Annotated in this window: 13 protein-coding genes; 3 read left to right on the top strand and 10 right to left on the bottom strand. The window is 43.0% G+C overall.

Going from position 1 to position 14124, the window contains the following annotated elements; translation table 11 throughout:
* Positions 1 to 680: 680 nt before the first annotated feature.
* The 9 genes from AC58QD_RS01500 to AC58QD_RS01540 form a co-directional block, all read right to left on the bottom strand.
* Positions 681 to 1124, bottom strand: a complete 444-nt coding sequence (locus AC58QD_RS01500) for a GNAT family N-acetyltransferase (RefSeq protein WP_497329270.1) — start codon at positions 1122 to 1124, stop codon at positions 681 to 683.
* A 53-nt stretch (positions 1125 to 1177) separates the two neighbouring features.
* On the bottom strand, positions 1178 to 1948 hold the full coding sequence (locus AC58QD_RS01505) for a GNAT family N-acetyltransferase (RefSeq protein ID WP_497329272.1): 771 nt from the start codon (positions 1946 to 1948) through the stop codon (positions 1178 to 1180).
* A 15-nt stretch (positions 1949 to 1963) separates the two neighbouring features.
* Positions 1964 to 2485, bottom strand: coding sequence for a DUF402 domain-containing protein (locus tag AC58QD_RS01510; RefSeq protein ID WP_497329274.1), 522 nt, complete (start codon positions 2483 to 2485; stop codon positions 1964 to 1966).
* Positions 2486 to 2636: 151 nt separating this feature from the next.
* Entirely contained in the window at positions 2637 to 3350 is a 714-nt protein-coding gene (locus AC58QD_RS01515; RefSeq protein WP_497329276.1) for a pentapeptide repeat-containing protein, read from the bottom strand.
* 32 nt (positions 3351 to 3382) lie between these two features.
* Entirely contained in the window at positions 3383 to 4387 is a 1005-nt protein-coding gene (locus AC58QD_RS01520) for a hypothetical protein (protein WP_497329278.1), read from the bottom strand.
* 27 nt (positions 4388 to 4414) lie between these two features.
* A complete protein-coding gene (locus AC58QD_RS01525; RefSeq protein WP_497329280.1) occupies positions 4415 to 5182 on the bottom strand; it encodes an RNA polymerase sigma factor in 768 nt (255 codons plus the stop codon).
* A gap of 108 nt (positions 5183 to 5290) precedes the next feature.
* Complete coding sequence (locus AC58QD_RS01530) at positions 5291 to 5923, bottom strand: acetylglutamate kinase (RefSeq protein ID WP_497329282.1); 633 nt, start codon at positions 5921 to 5923, stop codon at positions 5291 to 5293.
* Between the two features lie 98 nt (positions 5924 to 6021).
* On the bottom strand, positions 6022 to 7281 hold the full coding sequence (locus AC58QD_RS01535) for an ATP-binding protein (protein WP_497329284.1): 1260 nt from the start codon (positions 7279 to 7281) through the stop codon (positions 6022 to 6024).
* A 247-nt stretch (positions 7282 to 7528) separates the two neighbouring features.
* Positions 7529 to 8746 carry a GTP-binding protein gene (locus AC58QD_RS01540; RefSeq protein WP_497330042.1) on the bottom strand — a complete coding sequence of 406 codons (1218 nt, stop codon included), beginning with the start codon at positions 8744 to 8746 and terminating at the stop codon, positions 7529 to 7531.
* A 231-nt stretch (positions 8747 to 8977) separates the two neighbouring features.
* Here AC58QD_RS01540 and AC58QD_RS01545 point away from each other — a divergent pair, with 231 nt between their 5' ends.
* Genes AC58QD_RS01545 through AC58QD_RS01555 form a run of 3 tightly spaced genes read left to right on the top strand, consistent with a single transcriptional unit; the run spans position 8978 to position 12095 of the window.
* A complete protein-coding gene (locus AC58QD_RS01545; RefSeq protein WP_497329286.1) occupies positions 8978 to 9982 on the top strand; it encodes a CobW family GTP-binding protein in 1005 nt (334 codons plus the stop codon).
* Between the two features lie 26 nt (positions 9983 to 10008).
* Complete coding sequence (locus AC58QD_RS01550; protein ID WP_497329288.1) at positions 10009 to 11031, top strand: permease; 1023 nt, start codon at positions 10009 to 10011, stop codon at positions 11029 to 11031.
* Between the two features lie 38 nt (positions 11032 to 11069).
* Positions 11070 to 12095, top strand: a complete 1026-nt coding sequence (locus AC58QD_RS01555; RefSeq protein ID WP_497329290.1) for a TIGR03943 family putative permease subunit — start codon at positions 11070 to 11072, stop codon at positions 12093 to 12095.
* Between the two features lie 21 nt (positions 12096 to 12116).
* Here AC58QD_RS01555 and AC58QD_RS01560 read toward each other — a convergent pair whose 3' ends face one another.
* Positions 12117 to 14036, bottom strand: coding sequence for an ABC transporter permease (locus AC58QD_RS01560; RefSeq protein WP_497329292.1), 1920 nt, complete (start codon positions 14034 to 14036; stop codon positions 12117 to 12119).
* Positions 14037 to 14124 lie beyond the last annotated feature (88 nt).

Here is a 14124-nt window from a genome sequence, read left to right on the forward strand (position 1 = left end):
TCCATGCCTCAGGCAGCACCATATGAAAGTAATTCCGTTCTTCCATGGGAGTTCAGCAATTCCCATTTCTATTGTAAACAAACAAACCTCCTGAACTAGATAGCGGCGACCGATACATTTGATTTCTTCTTAGTTTGTAGGGCAGACTTCATTGATTCTTTACGCAATAAATTGCTTTGAGTGTGTGAATTAGAAACAAAGTAAATATCACAAATAAACAAGTTATACAAAGCGTTTTCAGCAGCTTCACAAGCCAACTTTTCACACTGTAAAAGATAAAAACAAATACTGTAACAATCATTTTCATGATTCTTTAAGATGCCTGAACGCTTATTTTTTTTCCATACAATCCTTCCCTACCATTTAAGTTAGTTAATAATCCATCTTAATTCTAACATTATAACAAATGTAATACATGGTACATTTTTCCTATAGCTGAGCGGCATAACTCTCCATTTTCCCCAGTAGCAATGCTTGTTGAAGAATGCTGACCGTTACTTCAGTAGTCGAAAAAGGAGCTGCTGATAAGCAACTCCTGCACTAATGTTCCCGTTTAAGTAGTCTTAATTCGTTTGTTATTCTTCGCTTCATAAACAATTGTTTGTTGGTTGTTTTCCTACCACAAAATTAGCGGGTACAACCAAATCTGAAAATCGATACTTTTCTTCATCTACTGATTCTTATAAGTTCATTACAAAGCCAGTTTTCTTACCTTTCAGGAAACCAGACTGTTCATAGAATCGATGGATTTCTTCTCGCTTTGACCCTGTCATCAGCATGATTTTATAACAATTGACTTCCTTAGCCATATCTACCGCAGCATTAAGAACCATTTGGCCGTACCCTTTCTTCCTGTGTTCTTCATGAGTAACCACATTCTCTATCCATGCATAAGGTCTCGCGCTTCTAGTAAGATTCTTGACAAGAACTAATACGCAAGTAGATACAATCATATTCTCATGTTCCAAAACAATAATTCGCATAGCGGGATCCCGCAGCATCTCTTGCCAATGCTCCTGCAGCTGATCATTTCTTATTAACTCAGGGTCGTCTGGCTGTAAAAACTTATAAAGTGTCAATAGATCTTCAAGCTCGTGGTCATGAATTAGCCTGGTTCTTGTCATTCCGTGAGCACCCTTCCCTTCAATTCTTAATTTTAATAGTCACAATCCGTTACCTAAACTAGATCTCGAGCATATAGCTCTATCCATGCAGGCCAATAGCCAAGGCTTATGGCCAATTGTCTGCTATGCAGATTACTTACCTCCGTCGAATAATAAGGGATTATTCCTTCATTCAGAACGGCTTGCGAGAGTGTGCCTACCAGCGCCTTACCTACCCCTCGTCCCTGATATTCTCGCCTGACATCAACACCGATCTGCCACATGTCGGAGCAATCTTCAGATGCTCCCGCAATGCCGATCACGGTTCCCTCGTACTCAGCAATCGTTGCAACACGATCTGGACGTTCACTGTCTACTCGGAAAGAAAGAGCGTGTTGGAACTCTTTATGCCCATACAAGGCATGAACCTGATCTCTGTAAAAAGTAGTAATCGTTACTCCATGCGGAATGGCAAATGCTCTCAAATCTTGGAGGGAGCATACGTATTTCTGGTCTGGACCGGCAATGAACTGCTTGTCTATATGTACATATTCTACTATTCGAGCCAAGTTGGCAGCACTGAATACTTGTCCGCGATTTAGCGACTGAAACTGCTCTTTAAGCCAATCTATTCTCCCCGCATCTGCAGTAACAACAGTTCCATTGCCCATGGTAACGATGCTAAGTGACTTTTCTCGATAAGGAAACCGGAATCTGCCCATCCTAATCTCTGACGTATGAAAGGAAATACTCTCATTGTTGAAATCACTCTCGTCACAAGCCTGATTGGCCGACAATACCCTTCTTACGGTTTGTAATACAGATTCCTTATTGGAATTAATCATTTGAAACTCCTTTCACTAGGTTTCTCCAAGTTCATCATGCCGGAATAACATTTCCGTTTCATTAACTATATTTGGCAATAGATCCTCCATAGTATCCAGCAACGAACGAAGATCCCGATTAACCTGCCCATACTCGAATTGTTCCAGACTCTCAGGCAGTTCTTCTTCATCAAGGATAAACGTGCGTCCATCCGGCAGCACTAGAACGTCGATAATTAAATCCTCGAACGATACCATCATTTCTGTAATGAGCGTGTTTCGCACAATATTGAAATAGGCTCCAAGAAACCCGCCTGCTTCATTTCTCAATATGTATACGTTATAAGGTCTATTCTTCCAATAATAAGCTATCGTGTAGCAGCCTTTGGGAACAACTAGCTCTGTTGAGCTAGCTGGAATCGTAAAGGTTTTGGCCACCCTATACAGTAGAATGATTGAATCCTTATGCCGTTCAAGTAAATTACAGTTATATTCTACAATCGATTGATCATAACGTATTTTTCTCTCTACTACTTTATCTCGGATTGGTTGAGACATAGAAGATGTGTCACTCCTTACATGAACTGCTGTTATCCATTTATTATACATCCGAACTATAAGAAAAGCTTCAATTGGGGTTTCCTCTAAGTTGTCTTCGATTCCCGTAGAAAAACAGACTATCGAACTAGGTTCGATAGTCTATATGATTCTAGCTGTTCGCTTGTTTATGTTTGTTCACCAAATCTAGTACATTAATCCCATCAATCGTAAGTCCCTCTATGTTACATCCATTTAACTGAACATTTCTCAGATCACAGTTCGTAACTGTACTTCCTTTGAAATTGCAATCTTCGAATCTTACCGGTCTTTGCTCTTGTTGATCTGGGCTATACAACGGGTGATCCTCAGGCGGCATCCCGATGTGATGAATATAAGCCCCGCCCAGCTGAGCGCCATCAATTTCGAAATCGGACATGTTCGCATCTGTTATCTTGGCGCCTATGAAGCAAATATTATTAAAATGACTGCTCCCAAGATTGGCATTATTGACTTTAATCTTTCCCAGATTACAGTCTTCGAATATAGCCGTGCTTAGATCACTATGACGAAACTGAACAGGCTCGACATTCAACCAACCGTCTGTGCCAGGCTCTTCCTCCAGCTGGCTCTCCTGCACGTTAGGTCTGCTGATATTCTCGAATATCGTACCACCCAATTGTGCATGTTTCATATGTAGATTAGAGAAGAAAATATGATTCCACTTGGAATTGACGAAATTCACATGTTCTAGTGATGTATCCCTGGCATCGACTCCATGCAACTCGGCCCCCTTCAGACAAACCATATGGAGCTTCTCGTCCCGCAGATCCTGCAGCTCGAATCCACCTTTTCGATCAATCATTGTCTTATCAGTTAACTTCATTTTCTCTTCATCCCTTCTTTGGATACTTCATGTTAATTAACCCAATTCTCCGAATGATACGCTTTCATGAAAGAGAGCAGTTTCTCCAGTTCCTCTATTCCCTTAGACTCTGCCTCCTTAGCTGTCATGAGCAGCTCCACAGCGCGATTAGCCGTACTGGGTTTACCTGGCTCTCCCCCTTCTGGAAAAGGGAATAAGTCCCGCAGCTCCCCAAAAGCCCTGGCGACCGTTGCATAATGGACGGCTGCTTCTGAGGCTCGCCTGCGTACCGTCCGTTCCACTACATTCGTACCGTTCCATTGAAACACCATATCCTGCAGGAATCGAGCGGCGAATTCACGGGCATCCGCAATAACAGCCGTATTGTAAGCATTCCCTTGTTCATCGGCACTGCGTCTCTCCATAACTGCAATCCATGCATCGTATCCTGCAAGTCCTTGAGCGAACCGATCCTTGAATACATGGGTCCACTCCCGACCACGTGAATGCTCTACAACCATATCGAGACACATACGCAGCATCTCGTATTTGGAATGGGGTAGGCTCTCGCTTATCGTGGTTACGAATAGAAGATTAATTTTCGGATCTGCGAATTCAGCATAAGTCAGTGTCCCATCCTTTGACACATCCTTGGCATAGAACACCTGCAGATCATCATCATATCCGTAGATCAGACCAAATTCGGGAGTAAATAAATCAAAACAGATCGCAGGAACACCTTGATCAATGGATTGCTGAATGAGTGCGATCGTCCTTTCTATCTTCTCTTGGGCAATTGGTGCCTCTGCATCAGCCAAACAACTTGTAAACCCAAGGTTACATAGGTTACGACGCAGAATATAGCCGCCAGGAAACGAGGTCGGACCGGCGACATTTATTTTCTCCGGATCTATATTCATTCTGAAGGCATGACCTGTTAATCCCATCACATCGGTAAGAGAAAGATTCTTCTTGTCAGTGTATTTAACTGCTCCGTGTATCGCTCCAGCCGCTGATGTCCATGTGTTTGTCCAATCTTTTTCCTTTAGAATAGTCATGTGCTACTCTTCTCGCCTCCTGCATGGCTAGAGCTGAGGCGGAGCCAGAATTCTCCGCCTGGACATTCCTTGCTCTGCCCTCTTATGTACATAGATTTGAATCGTTATGCGAACCCGTTCCTTCTCAAGCTTAACTCTGGATCTCTTGAGGATGTTATACACGTTCGCGGTTGTCATGTTGAATAAAGCTGCAATCTCGGCTGGGGGAAGCTCTCCGAAGAATCGAGCTTCGAATATTCCACGTTCTCGTTTATTCAAACAACGAATGAGCATATGGATGCTCTGAAGCGTTTCTTTTCGCACTAGACATGCTTCAGGATCTTGCATACTCCTCGCATTCTCAGCGGTTGCATCCGTCAAATGAAATATAATGCTGTCAATATCACCCCAATCGACATCTCCATTTGAACTACCAGCATGATTAGCTGATTCAGATTGACGCATGAATCCGGCAAATGGTTGTTCCTTGCCGAACGGCCCACCCCTTCGAAGCTTCATATACGCCTGATTACGAACAATGCGATTCAACCATGGCATGAATCGATCCGCATCCGTGAGTGTTCCCAAATGTAGAAAGGCACGGATCAACGCTTCTTGAACAACATCCTCTGCCAGGAACATATCCTTTGTTAAGGATCCAGCCAAACCAAGCGCCTTAGCACGATGTCTGCGCACAAGCTCACCGAATGCTTCCTGATCACCTGAGCTTGCCCGAACCACCAACTCGCGTTCACGGTTATTCTTATCGGAATTCGGCATATACTGCATATCTTCAACAGGAGAAGCAATATTCATATTCATCCCTCCTTATCTTACTGATGCCCGAGGCACCAATAATCTATCAAGCTGATGTAAAAGCCGCCTTGACGGCGGCTTCATGTAAAGTCATGTTTAGGACGGTACTTATATAAACATCGCTGGGAACTGCTTAACAAGGGCTTCTGTTAGTACATCCGCCATCATTAGCGCTTCCTTTTCAACGATCTCATATAGGTCAACACTCTTCTTATATTCTTTGCTAATCATCGAGACAGCTTCTTGCTTCGTTAATTCCAGATGACGATAGAACATCTTCTTGAACAGGTCTTTGTCAATAAACGGATTTATGCGTGTTAGGAAATCAATAATCTCGTCCGCATTCTTATACCATTTCGCTTCAGCCTCAAGTGCCTCTTTTTGATTTCCGGCAATGGCTGCTTTAACCAGATCGAGTGCAATCACCAGGTGTTCCTTGATCAATCTGCTGTACATCTCTGCAATCTGGTCGCCATAAAAGGGACGCAGTGAATTTCCCATATCGGGAGCATTCCTGAGAAGCCGGTTCACGACAGGTTCAACGTCAGGGAGATGGAATACAAGGCTTAATATCGCCATTCTTGTCCACTCTACATGCTGCTCCCACAATAGACGCATATGACTTTTTAATTCATCCTCTGCTTTACTTATACATGAGGGAGCGTAGCCTCCTCGGCTATACCAGTAATTATGATTTTGATTTGGGTTATACTGGAAGACAGGCATTGAATACGGATACATCTTTTGTTTTTCACTCCTTCAGTCCACGATTTCGCAATAGTAGTATTAATACACTGTATTCTTTGCGTAATGGATAGGTGAACGTCCAGGTATGCATTTTATTGCATCAGTTGAAGCGTAATGATATGGGTTGTTCCTTTTCCTTTTTCACTTTTTATTTCGATCTTACCCTGCATCTTCTTAATAATACTAAAAGTTACCATGGATCCTAACCCAGTACCTTTATCCTTGGTTGAATAATAGGGCGTCCCTAATCTATTAATTTGCTCAGGCGTCATGCCAATTCCAGTATCAATAATAGAGATCACTACGGAATTATTTACTTTTTGAACGATAAATTTCAATACCCCTCCGTCAGGCATAGCTTCTATACTGTTCTTCCCGATATTGATAACCGCTTGATGAAATTTGTAACGATCTCCAAGTACAAACAGACGATAATCTGGAATATGCTTTTCGATTTGCACGTTTTGATAATTGGCGTACGACAAAAGAACATTACACACATAGTCAATCTCAACTTGAATATCCATTTCTTCGATTTTCTCAGGTTCGGGTTTGGCTAGAGTCAAATAGTCTGAGATGATTTGCTGGGCGCGGTCGAGCTCTTCCAGACATATTTTCTGATAATACCGTCTGTTCTCCATACTAACATCCTGGTTGCCCATTAACTGAATAAACCCTCTAACAGAGGTTAGCGGATTCCTTACTTCATGAGCTACAGAGGCAGCAATTTCACTGACAATCTTGATCTTCTCACTCTTGATAATTTCTTCTCGCATCATAGAGTTTCTTCTGAAGAACTCAAGTATGTACACCGAGACTCCGGCTATAATACATTGGAAGATCATAGTTTCTAGCATATGGACGAATCTTGGAGTGAACATGGTACTGAGGTTGCTCGTGAAAGATAAATATAAAATTAGAGTCACAAAACGGACAATTAAATAGACTAAAAAGGAATAAATGATTTTGCGCCATAAAGATGAGTATGGGAATTTCTTGATGAACCAAATGATGGCTATAAACGTAGGAAAAATGGCAAGTATGTATTCGAATTGATTGGCGTTTCCCATAATGAAGCGATAAATGAGTAACGTGGCATACAAAAAGAAAGATACATATACACCGCCATATAAAGAGCCAATAGCGAGTGGTACAGCACGAAAATCATAAGTGGAATTATTAAGAATAAGTGGAAATGACATCGTTAACACAAGCGTAAGTGAAAAGATGATATAAGTAACGATTTGGCTGCGCAGGTCGATGCGACCTGCTTTAAGCACATAAGGGTAAAACGTAAGCGGAAAGAAGACTAGGAGTAAGTTTAGCAGAAAATCGTTGTACGGGATGTTCATATAGCCTCCTGATCCGTCGGTCGCCTCTCTTTCATACATTAACACGAACTATTTAGGGACACAATAGGACATCGGAAAGAGCAGATCGATAAGAATCCGCCCGTATTTGATGCTATGATTAATGTCATTAACTACTTTGTAAGTCTAGACGTTTTCCATCATAAAAAGAGACCTCCAAAGAGTTCCTCTACTCCTGAGGTCCTTTATTACCTGCGTACAGGCTCGATATCCCTTTACAACTATTCTCTTAATTGAACATTTCCAGTTCTTCGGGTCTTGCATTGGGGAGCTTGTCAGTAAAAGTACTCCAGTCCTGTTGCATCTCACTATCAGTCAACAAACATTCGTCTAAGGAAGCAATTAGCTCCTTAGGCTGTAGGTCGATGCCGATAAATACGACCTGATTGATGCGGTCGCCATACACGGCATGCCATTTGGCCTCTAGCTCACCATCCTCCTCAAGAGCCTGCGCTCTCTGCACTGGGGGCAGTGCAGCGACCCAATATCCTGCAGGGCCGAACTGGATGGAAGGTCCTGCTTGACTGAGACTCTGCGCCATTGTATCACGTGAGGCTAGCCATACTGTACCTTTCGCGCGCACGATCTCAGGCGGCCACTCACACATCCAATCTGTAATACGCTCTGGATGAAAAGGTCGCTGCCGCTCATAGACGAACGATGAGATCCCGTACTCCTCCGTCTCAGGTGTATGTTTTTCATTAAGAAGCTCTTGCCGCCAACCTGCAGATACACTTGCTTCATCGAAATTGAATAAACCTGTGTTCAACACCTGTTCCGGCTGAACAACACCATATTGAGACCGAATAATCTTCGCTCTCGGCTGCAATGCACGCAGCACTCGTTCTAGCTTATTCAGCTCATCCACTTCTACCATGTCGCATTTATTCAGAACCAGCACGTCACAGAACTCTATCTGGTTGATCAACAAATCAACAACATCACGGGTATCATCCTCACCTATCGCCTCTCGCCGTTCTATCAGCGATTCTCCAGATGAGAAATCATGCCAGAATCGATAAGCATCTACAACCGTAACCATACAATCCAGCCTGCATAATTGGGACAAGTCAATCCCTTGTTCCTCATCGATATAAGTGAACGTCTGCGCAACTGGAACCGGCTCACCAACACCGGTGGATTCAATCAGTATGTAGTCGAACCGGTTCTCAAGCGCCAACCGTTTCACTTCTCGGAGCAAGTCCTCTCGTAATGTGCAGCAGATACAGCCATTCGACATCTCAACCAGCTTCTCATCTGTTCTAGATAGCCCGCCTCCTGTCTGGATCAGGTTAGCATCAATATTAACTTCACTTAAGTCGTTCACGATTACGGCTACTTTCAGCCCTTGTCGATTGTTTAGTACATGATTCAGTAATGATGTCTTTCCAGAGCCCAAGTATCCGCTAAGCACGGTTACAGGAATTCGAGTTGATTTGGGTTCAATTGTATGCAAGAATATCATCTCCATAACGTAATAATTACTATTAGTCTTTGTATAATTTGTGATTATATCGTAATAATTACGATTTGTAAATAGTAATCATTACTAATATGAGAAGATTCTTATTTTCTACTTTCTTGCATACAGTTGATCCAATACATGATGTTTTATTGATCAAGTTATGCTACCCTTGAGCTATACTAAACTTCTATATTTCCTATTCCGGAGGTCACTATGACAGCTATACCTGTAATTATACTGAGCGGATTTCTCGGCAGCGGAAAAACAACCTTATTACTCCGACTTATACACGAGGCTCAGATGAGGGGTCTTCGTACTGCCGTTCTAATGAATGAGCTTGGTCAAATGGACATAGACGGTCATATCCTTCAAGACACCTTAAATGGCCTCTCGCTCGAGAAGCTATTGGATGGTTGCATATGCTGTGATAAAAAAAGCGAAGTAGCCGCCTCTATCGAACAATTGATTCGGCCTGCTCCTGATCTGGTCCTCATCGAACTCACTGGGGTAGCCAATCCAGAAGAAATTGCAGACTGTCTGACGGCTCCGATGTTATTGAATCGGGTGAAATTGAAGCAAATCGTAACGGTCCTTGATGCTGAATTGGTGCTAGATTACAACAGTATATTCTCATCAGACCGTTCGTTAGTGCATACATTACGCCGCCAAATAGAGGTTGCCGACATCCTCCTCGTGAATAAAACGGACCTGGTGTCCAGCTCTCGCCTGGTGAAGATAGAGAAAGCTATCCGTAAGCAAAATGCTGCAGCGCCTATATTCAATACGACTCAAAGTCAAATGAATATGGAACGCTTGTTAAGTGATATAACACCGAATCGAAACGAAAGCACTACCAAGAGCAGCCCATTCTCTATGAGCAAGGGTCAGCCTCGCAGCGGAAATAATCATACTCATCCCTCTACAACTGAGAATCGCTCCTACTCACGACTTGTTACCATTACGCTTCCAAGTAAGACTCAGGTGAATCCTAAGCATGTGGAGCGTTTCATAAAAGACCTAGGTTCCAGATTATTAAGAGCCAAGGGTTATTTGAAGCTCCACGGGGATGACTCGCGAGCACATCTCGTTCAGCTTGCAGGCAATCGGATCGGTTGGCTGCCAACGACCTACACGGGAGACAACTACTTGGTCTTGATTGGACTCGAGTTAGATACAGATACAATCCAAATGGACTGGGAACAGATGTTGTTAGTATAATATTTGCAATCTTGGAGGCTAGTGAATTGCGCTCTAATACTCTCATAAATCTAGCTATTAACCTTTTCTTCATCGCCTTGATCGGAACGATCATTGTAGTTGCTATGAATCCTCAGCTTGTAACAAGTATTCCGTCCATCTATTATGAGGATCTGCAATCGTTCAAGACTATGTTTATCAGTATTATACTGGAAGCATTTCCTTTTATTTTGCTAGGTGTGCTGGTATCTGCTTTTATGCAAATTTTCATTTCCGTAGATATGATCAAACGGTTTACTCCTAAGAACCCTATACTAGGGATTATGTTCGCTTGCGGGTTAGGGATCCTGTTCCCGATCTGTGAGTGCGGGTTAATTCCTGTCATTCGCCAATTGCTTAAGAAAGGTATGCCGCTCTACATTGCCGTGGTGTTCATCCTGGTAGGTCCCATTGTGAATCCAATTGTGTTCAGTGCAACTTATATGGCCTTTCGCAACAAACCGGAGATGGTCTACTCCCGAATGGGACTTGCTTTATTGGTTGGTGCGGTCATTGGTCTGATCATATACCGATTCATTCGCAACAATCCGTTGAAGAATAGCGTCACTACCCTATATACTCAAACACCCGATGTAAGCACGAGCTACCACATTCACCGTCCTAGAAACAAGATTTCTGCCATGCTCGAACATGCGGCCAGTGAATTTTTTGATATGGGGCGATTTTTAATCTTCGGCTCATTGGTGGCCGCAGCTATTCAGACGTTTGTACCTAGAAGTGAGCTTATGGAGATCGGCCAAGGGGATGTGTCATCGCATTTCTTCATGATGGGATTGGCTTATCTGCTGTCACTTTGTTCAACAGCCGATGCCTTTGTTGCCTCATCCTTTGTAAGTACGTTCTCCATGGGTTCGCTCTTGACCTTCCTGGTGTTCGGGCCGATGCTGGACCTCAAAACTACGATCATGCTATTATCCGTATTTCGCGCCAAATTCGTTCTTATCTTATCGTTGTTAATCATAGGCTGCGTTTTCTTAGGGTCCATCTTAGTAGAAACTATTGTCTGGTAAAATCTTGATCCTATTCTCGTAAAAAGGTGGTATCAACTATGGAAATGGCAGAGGAACGTTCGTTAACAGGACATTATTTGCTTCGAGCAGCCATTATGCTAGGCTTTGCCTTCTATATCGTATATCTCGTGCGATCTGAGCATCTAATCTATTACATTGCACCTCGTATGCAGCTCTATGTGAAACTGGCAGCAATTGCTCTGTTCTGTGTGGCTCTGCATCAAATCTATCTAGCCTTTCAGTCAATATTTGATCGGAATAACGAGGCTGCATGTAATTGTGACCATGAGCCTCCCCGCTCTTTACTTGCTAACGGGCTAATCTATGGATTGTTTCTGATTCCGCTAATGCTTGGTTTCTTGCTTCCCGATCAACTTATGGGCAGCAACATAGCCTCCATCAAAGGAATGAATCTATCTAGCGGTGTGATCACCAAACAAGCCGCTCCATCGGAAAGCTCAGCGGGCACAGGATCTAGAGCTGTTCTGGGCAAGGAAGTTATACCGCCACTTGAGCTAACGAGTCCTGCTGCCACTGCTCCGATTTCATCCGCTGCGCCAACCGCTACAGCTGCTCCAAATCCGAAATTATCGGCTATGTCAATCGAGGACGCCAAGCTGTACACCATGTTCAAGACGGAATACTTCAATGAAGCATACTCTTTACATGCGATGAAGCTATACAAACAGGATGTGATTCAAATTAAAGAAGAGGGCTTCATGGAGACCATGACTACCCTCGAGATGTTTATGGAACATTTTATCGGCAAAAAGGTTGAGATCAGCGGGTTCGTTTATCGGGAAGATACTATGAAAGCCAATCAATTTGTCGTAGCTCGATTAGCGATGCAATGCTGTTCTGCTGACGCCTCGCCGTTCGGCTTATTCATAGAGTCAACGAATGCGCAATCCCATGCTGTAGACAGCTGGGTTAAGCTTACAGGAACCTTGGGAGCGACCACGTATAACGGGAGTGAGATTATGAAGGTCTCTGCCACGAACATTGAAAAGATCAGCGCATCCAAGACCCCTTATGTGTATCCAGATTACAGCTTTCTTGATTAGTATACTTACTCTCAGTCTAGGCTATTTATTCACAAGGTAATTAGAAGAATGAAGCGTTAATACATAATAGCCTAGATAGAGCACAACATATGCAATCATAGAGGTAAGGATTGGAATGGCTAGAGATTCGTCGAACAAACTAATCTGGAATATGCCCTTCAGGATCATTATACTGTGAGCAATCCCAACAATGAGGGGCAGAAGGAACACGAACAATAATTGCTTCGCTACTGTGCTCATTACGTCCCTTTTACTGACACCCAGTTTACGTAACGTTTCATACCGGCCTTTATCAGTATGCGCTTCGGTAAGCTGCTTGAAATAAATAATACTTCCTGTTGCAGCCAAGAATACAAGCCCCAAAAATCCTAACAGGAATATATCAAGCCCCGCTGCTTCCAATCTTTTACTATACTCCAGGTAGTAACTTGTTAGCTCCGCTTGCTCCGCCCCTTGCAGCTTATTGAGTTGGAGGGCTGTCGTTTGGGTCCGCTGTTGATCCTCCACTTTATAGATAGCATAGCGAAGCTTAGTAGATTGTTCGGCCAAGCTATCGTACATCGCATCACTCACGATCATATACATATCCGGCGAAACCCAGCTCATGATTCGATCTTCGAGCATAGTCACATAAGTCAACTTTTGTTGCCCTTGAGAAGTAGTCAGCACTAACTGCCTTCCCGCATTGTCCGATGTTCCGGGGTCAGAGATCGATCGAATTCCAACCATTTGATTACCTGTCAGCTGTAGGGTATTGTCTCTCTTAAGAGTGGAAGTTAGCTTATTGTACGTGCTGGCAGCTATAATTTTCACAGGAACATCATTAGCAGTAAACCCATAAGGAACGAACGAAGTATCCGACAAGTCACCTTTTATCTTAAGTACTTGTATGATCTGTTCCGATTGGATTCGATGTTCTTTATCATCAGCAATAATGCCTCTCACTTGTTCATTAAATGAGTCATCTAGCAACCTATGTGTGTAACTGAAAGGCGCGTAGTTCGCAGCACTCTTCTCCACGCCATAGTAAGAGCTGTAACCGACACTCACTGCGCATAAGGTTAAGGCACTAAGCAGAGCAACCATGGTAAGAATTCGCGCGTTGCCTTTCATTCTGTACAGGAGCTGTGAAGTACTTATGAGATTAGTTCCCTTGTAGAAATGGGATTTGTTGCGCTGCATGACCCTGAGCAGATATACGATTATGGAACGAAATAATAAATACGTGCCGATAACAAGACTAAATAAGAAAAGAGTAAGGATGAATAAGGCATGGAATACACTTGTATCCTGATATAGAATCCAGTAGCTGAATACAAGCAACACCATCCCAATTGAAGCCGTGATCACTGAAGTCTTGGGAGCCTTTTCCCCTTCTTTGTCTGCCTGGAATAACTCAATCAATCGGAAGCGATAGATCAATCGATACGATTGAAACGAGGTAAGAAGCAGAATGCTGACGAAGACGATGATTGTATTGATGACAGCACTCAGAGAGATATTAAAGCGAACCTCAATGGCAGCCCCCAATAGATGGAGCAGGATCATCGTGAACAGCTTTGATAACAAAGCGCCTAACACAATGCCGATTCCTAATGCAATTATGCCCATAATCATATTCTCGTAAAATAGCATTCGACAGATTGTCTTCTTCCTCACTCCTAGTAGAGAGAGCAAGCCAACTTCCTTCTTGCGTTTCCTGGTGAAAAATGCATTCGAGTACCAGATGAAGATGGCAACAAATAAGATCAAAATAATGGAAGCTTGCACCATAATCGAACGCATCAGTTCCCATGATTCTGTATTGGCTCGGATCTCGTCTCTATACTGAAGTGCGACAAAGGTGTAGTAGATGACCACGCTGATAATCATGGAGATGAAATACATCAAATAATTTTTGAAATTCCCTTTAATATTTTTCTTAACCACATTAATTAACATACCCCACCGCCCTCTATTCCGTTCCAATTCCTCATCCTTCCTATCTATATCCTACAAGGTGTCTGGCCATATTTCCATCGAACTAGCT

The organism is Paenibacillus sp. J2R1T-4, assembly GCF_059692235.1.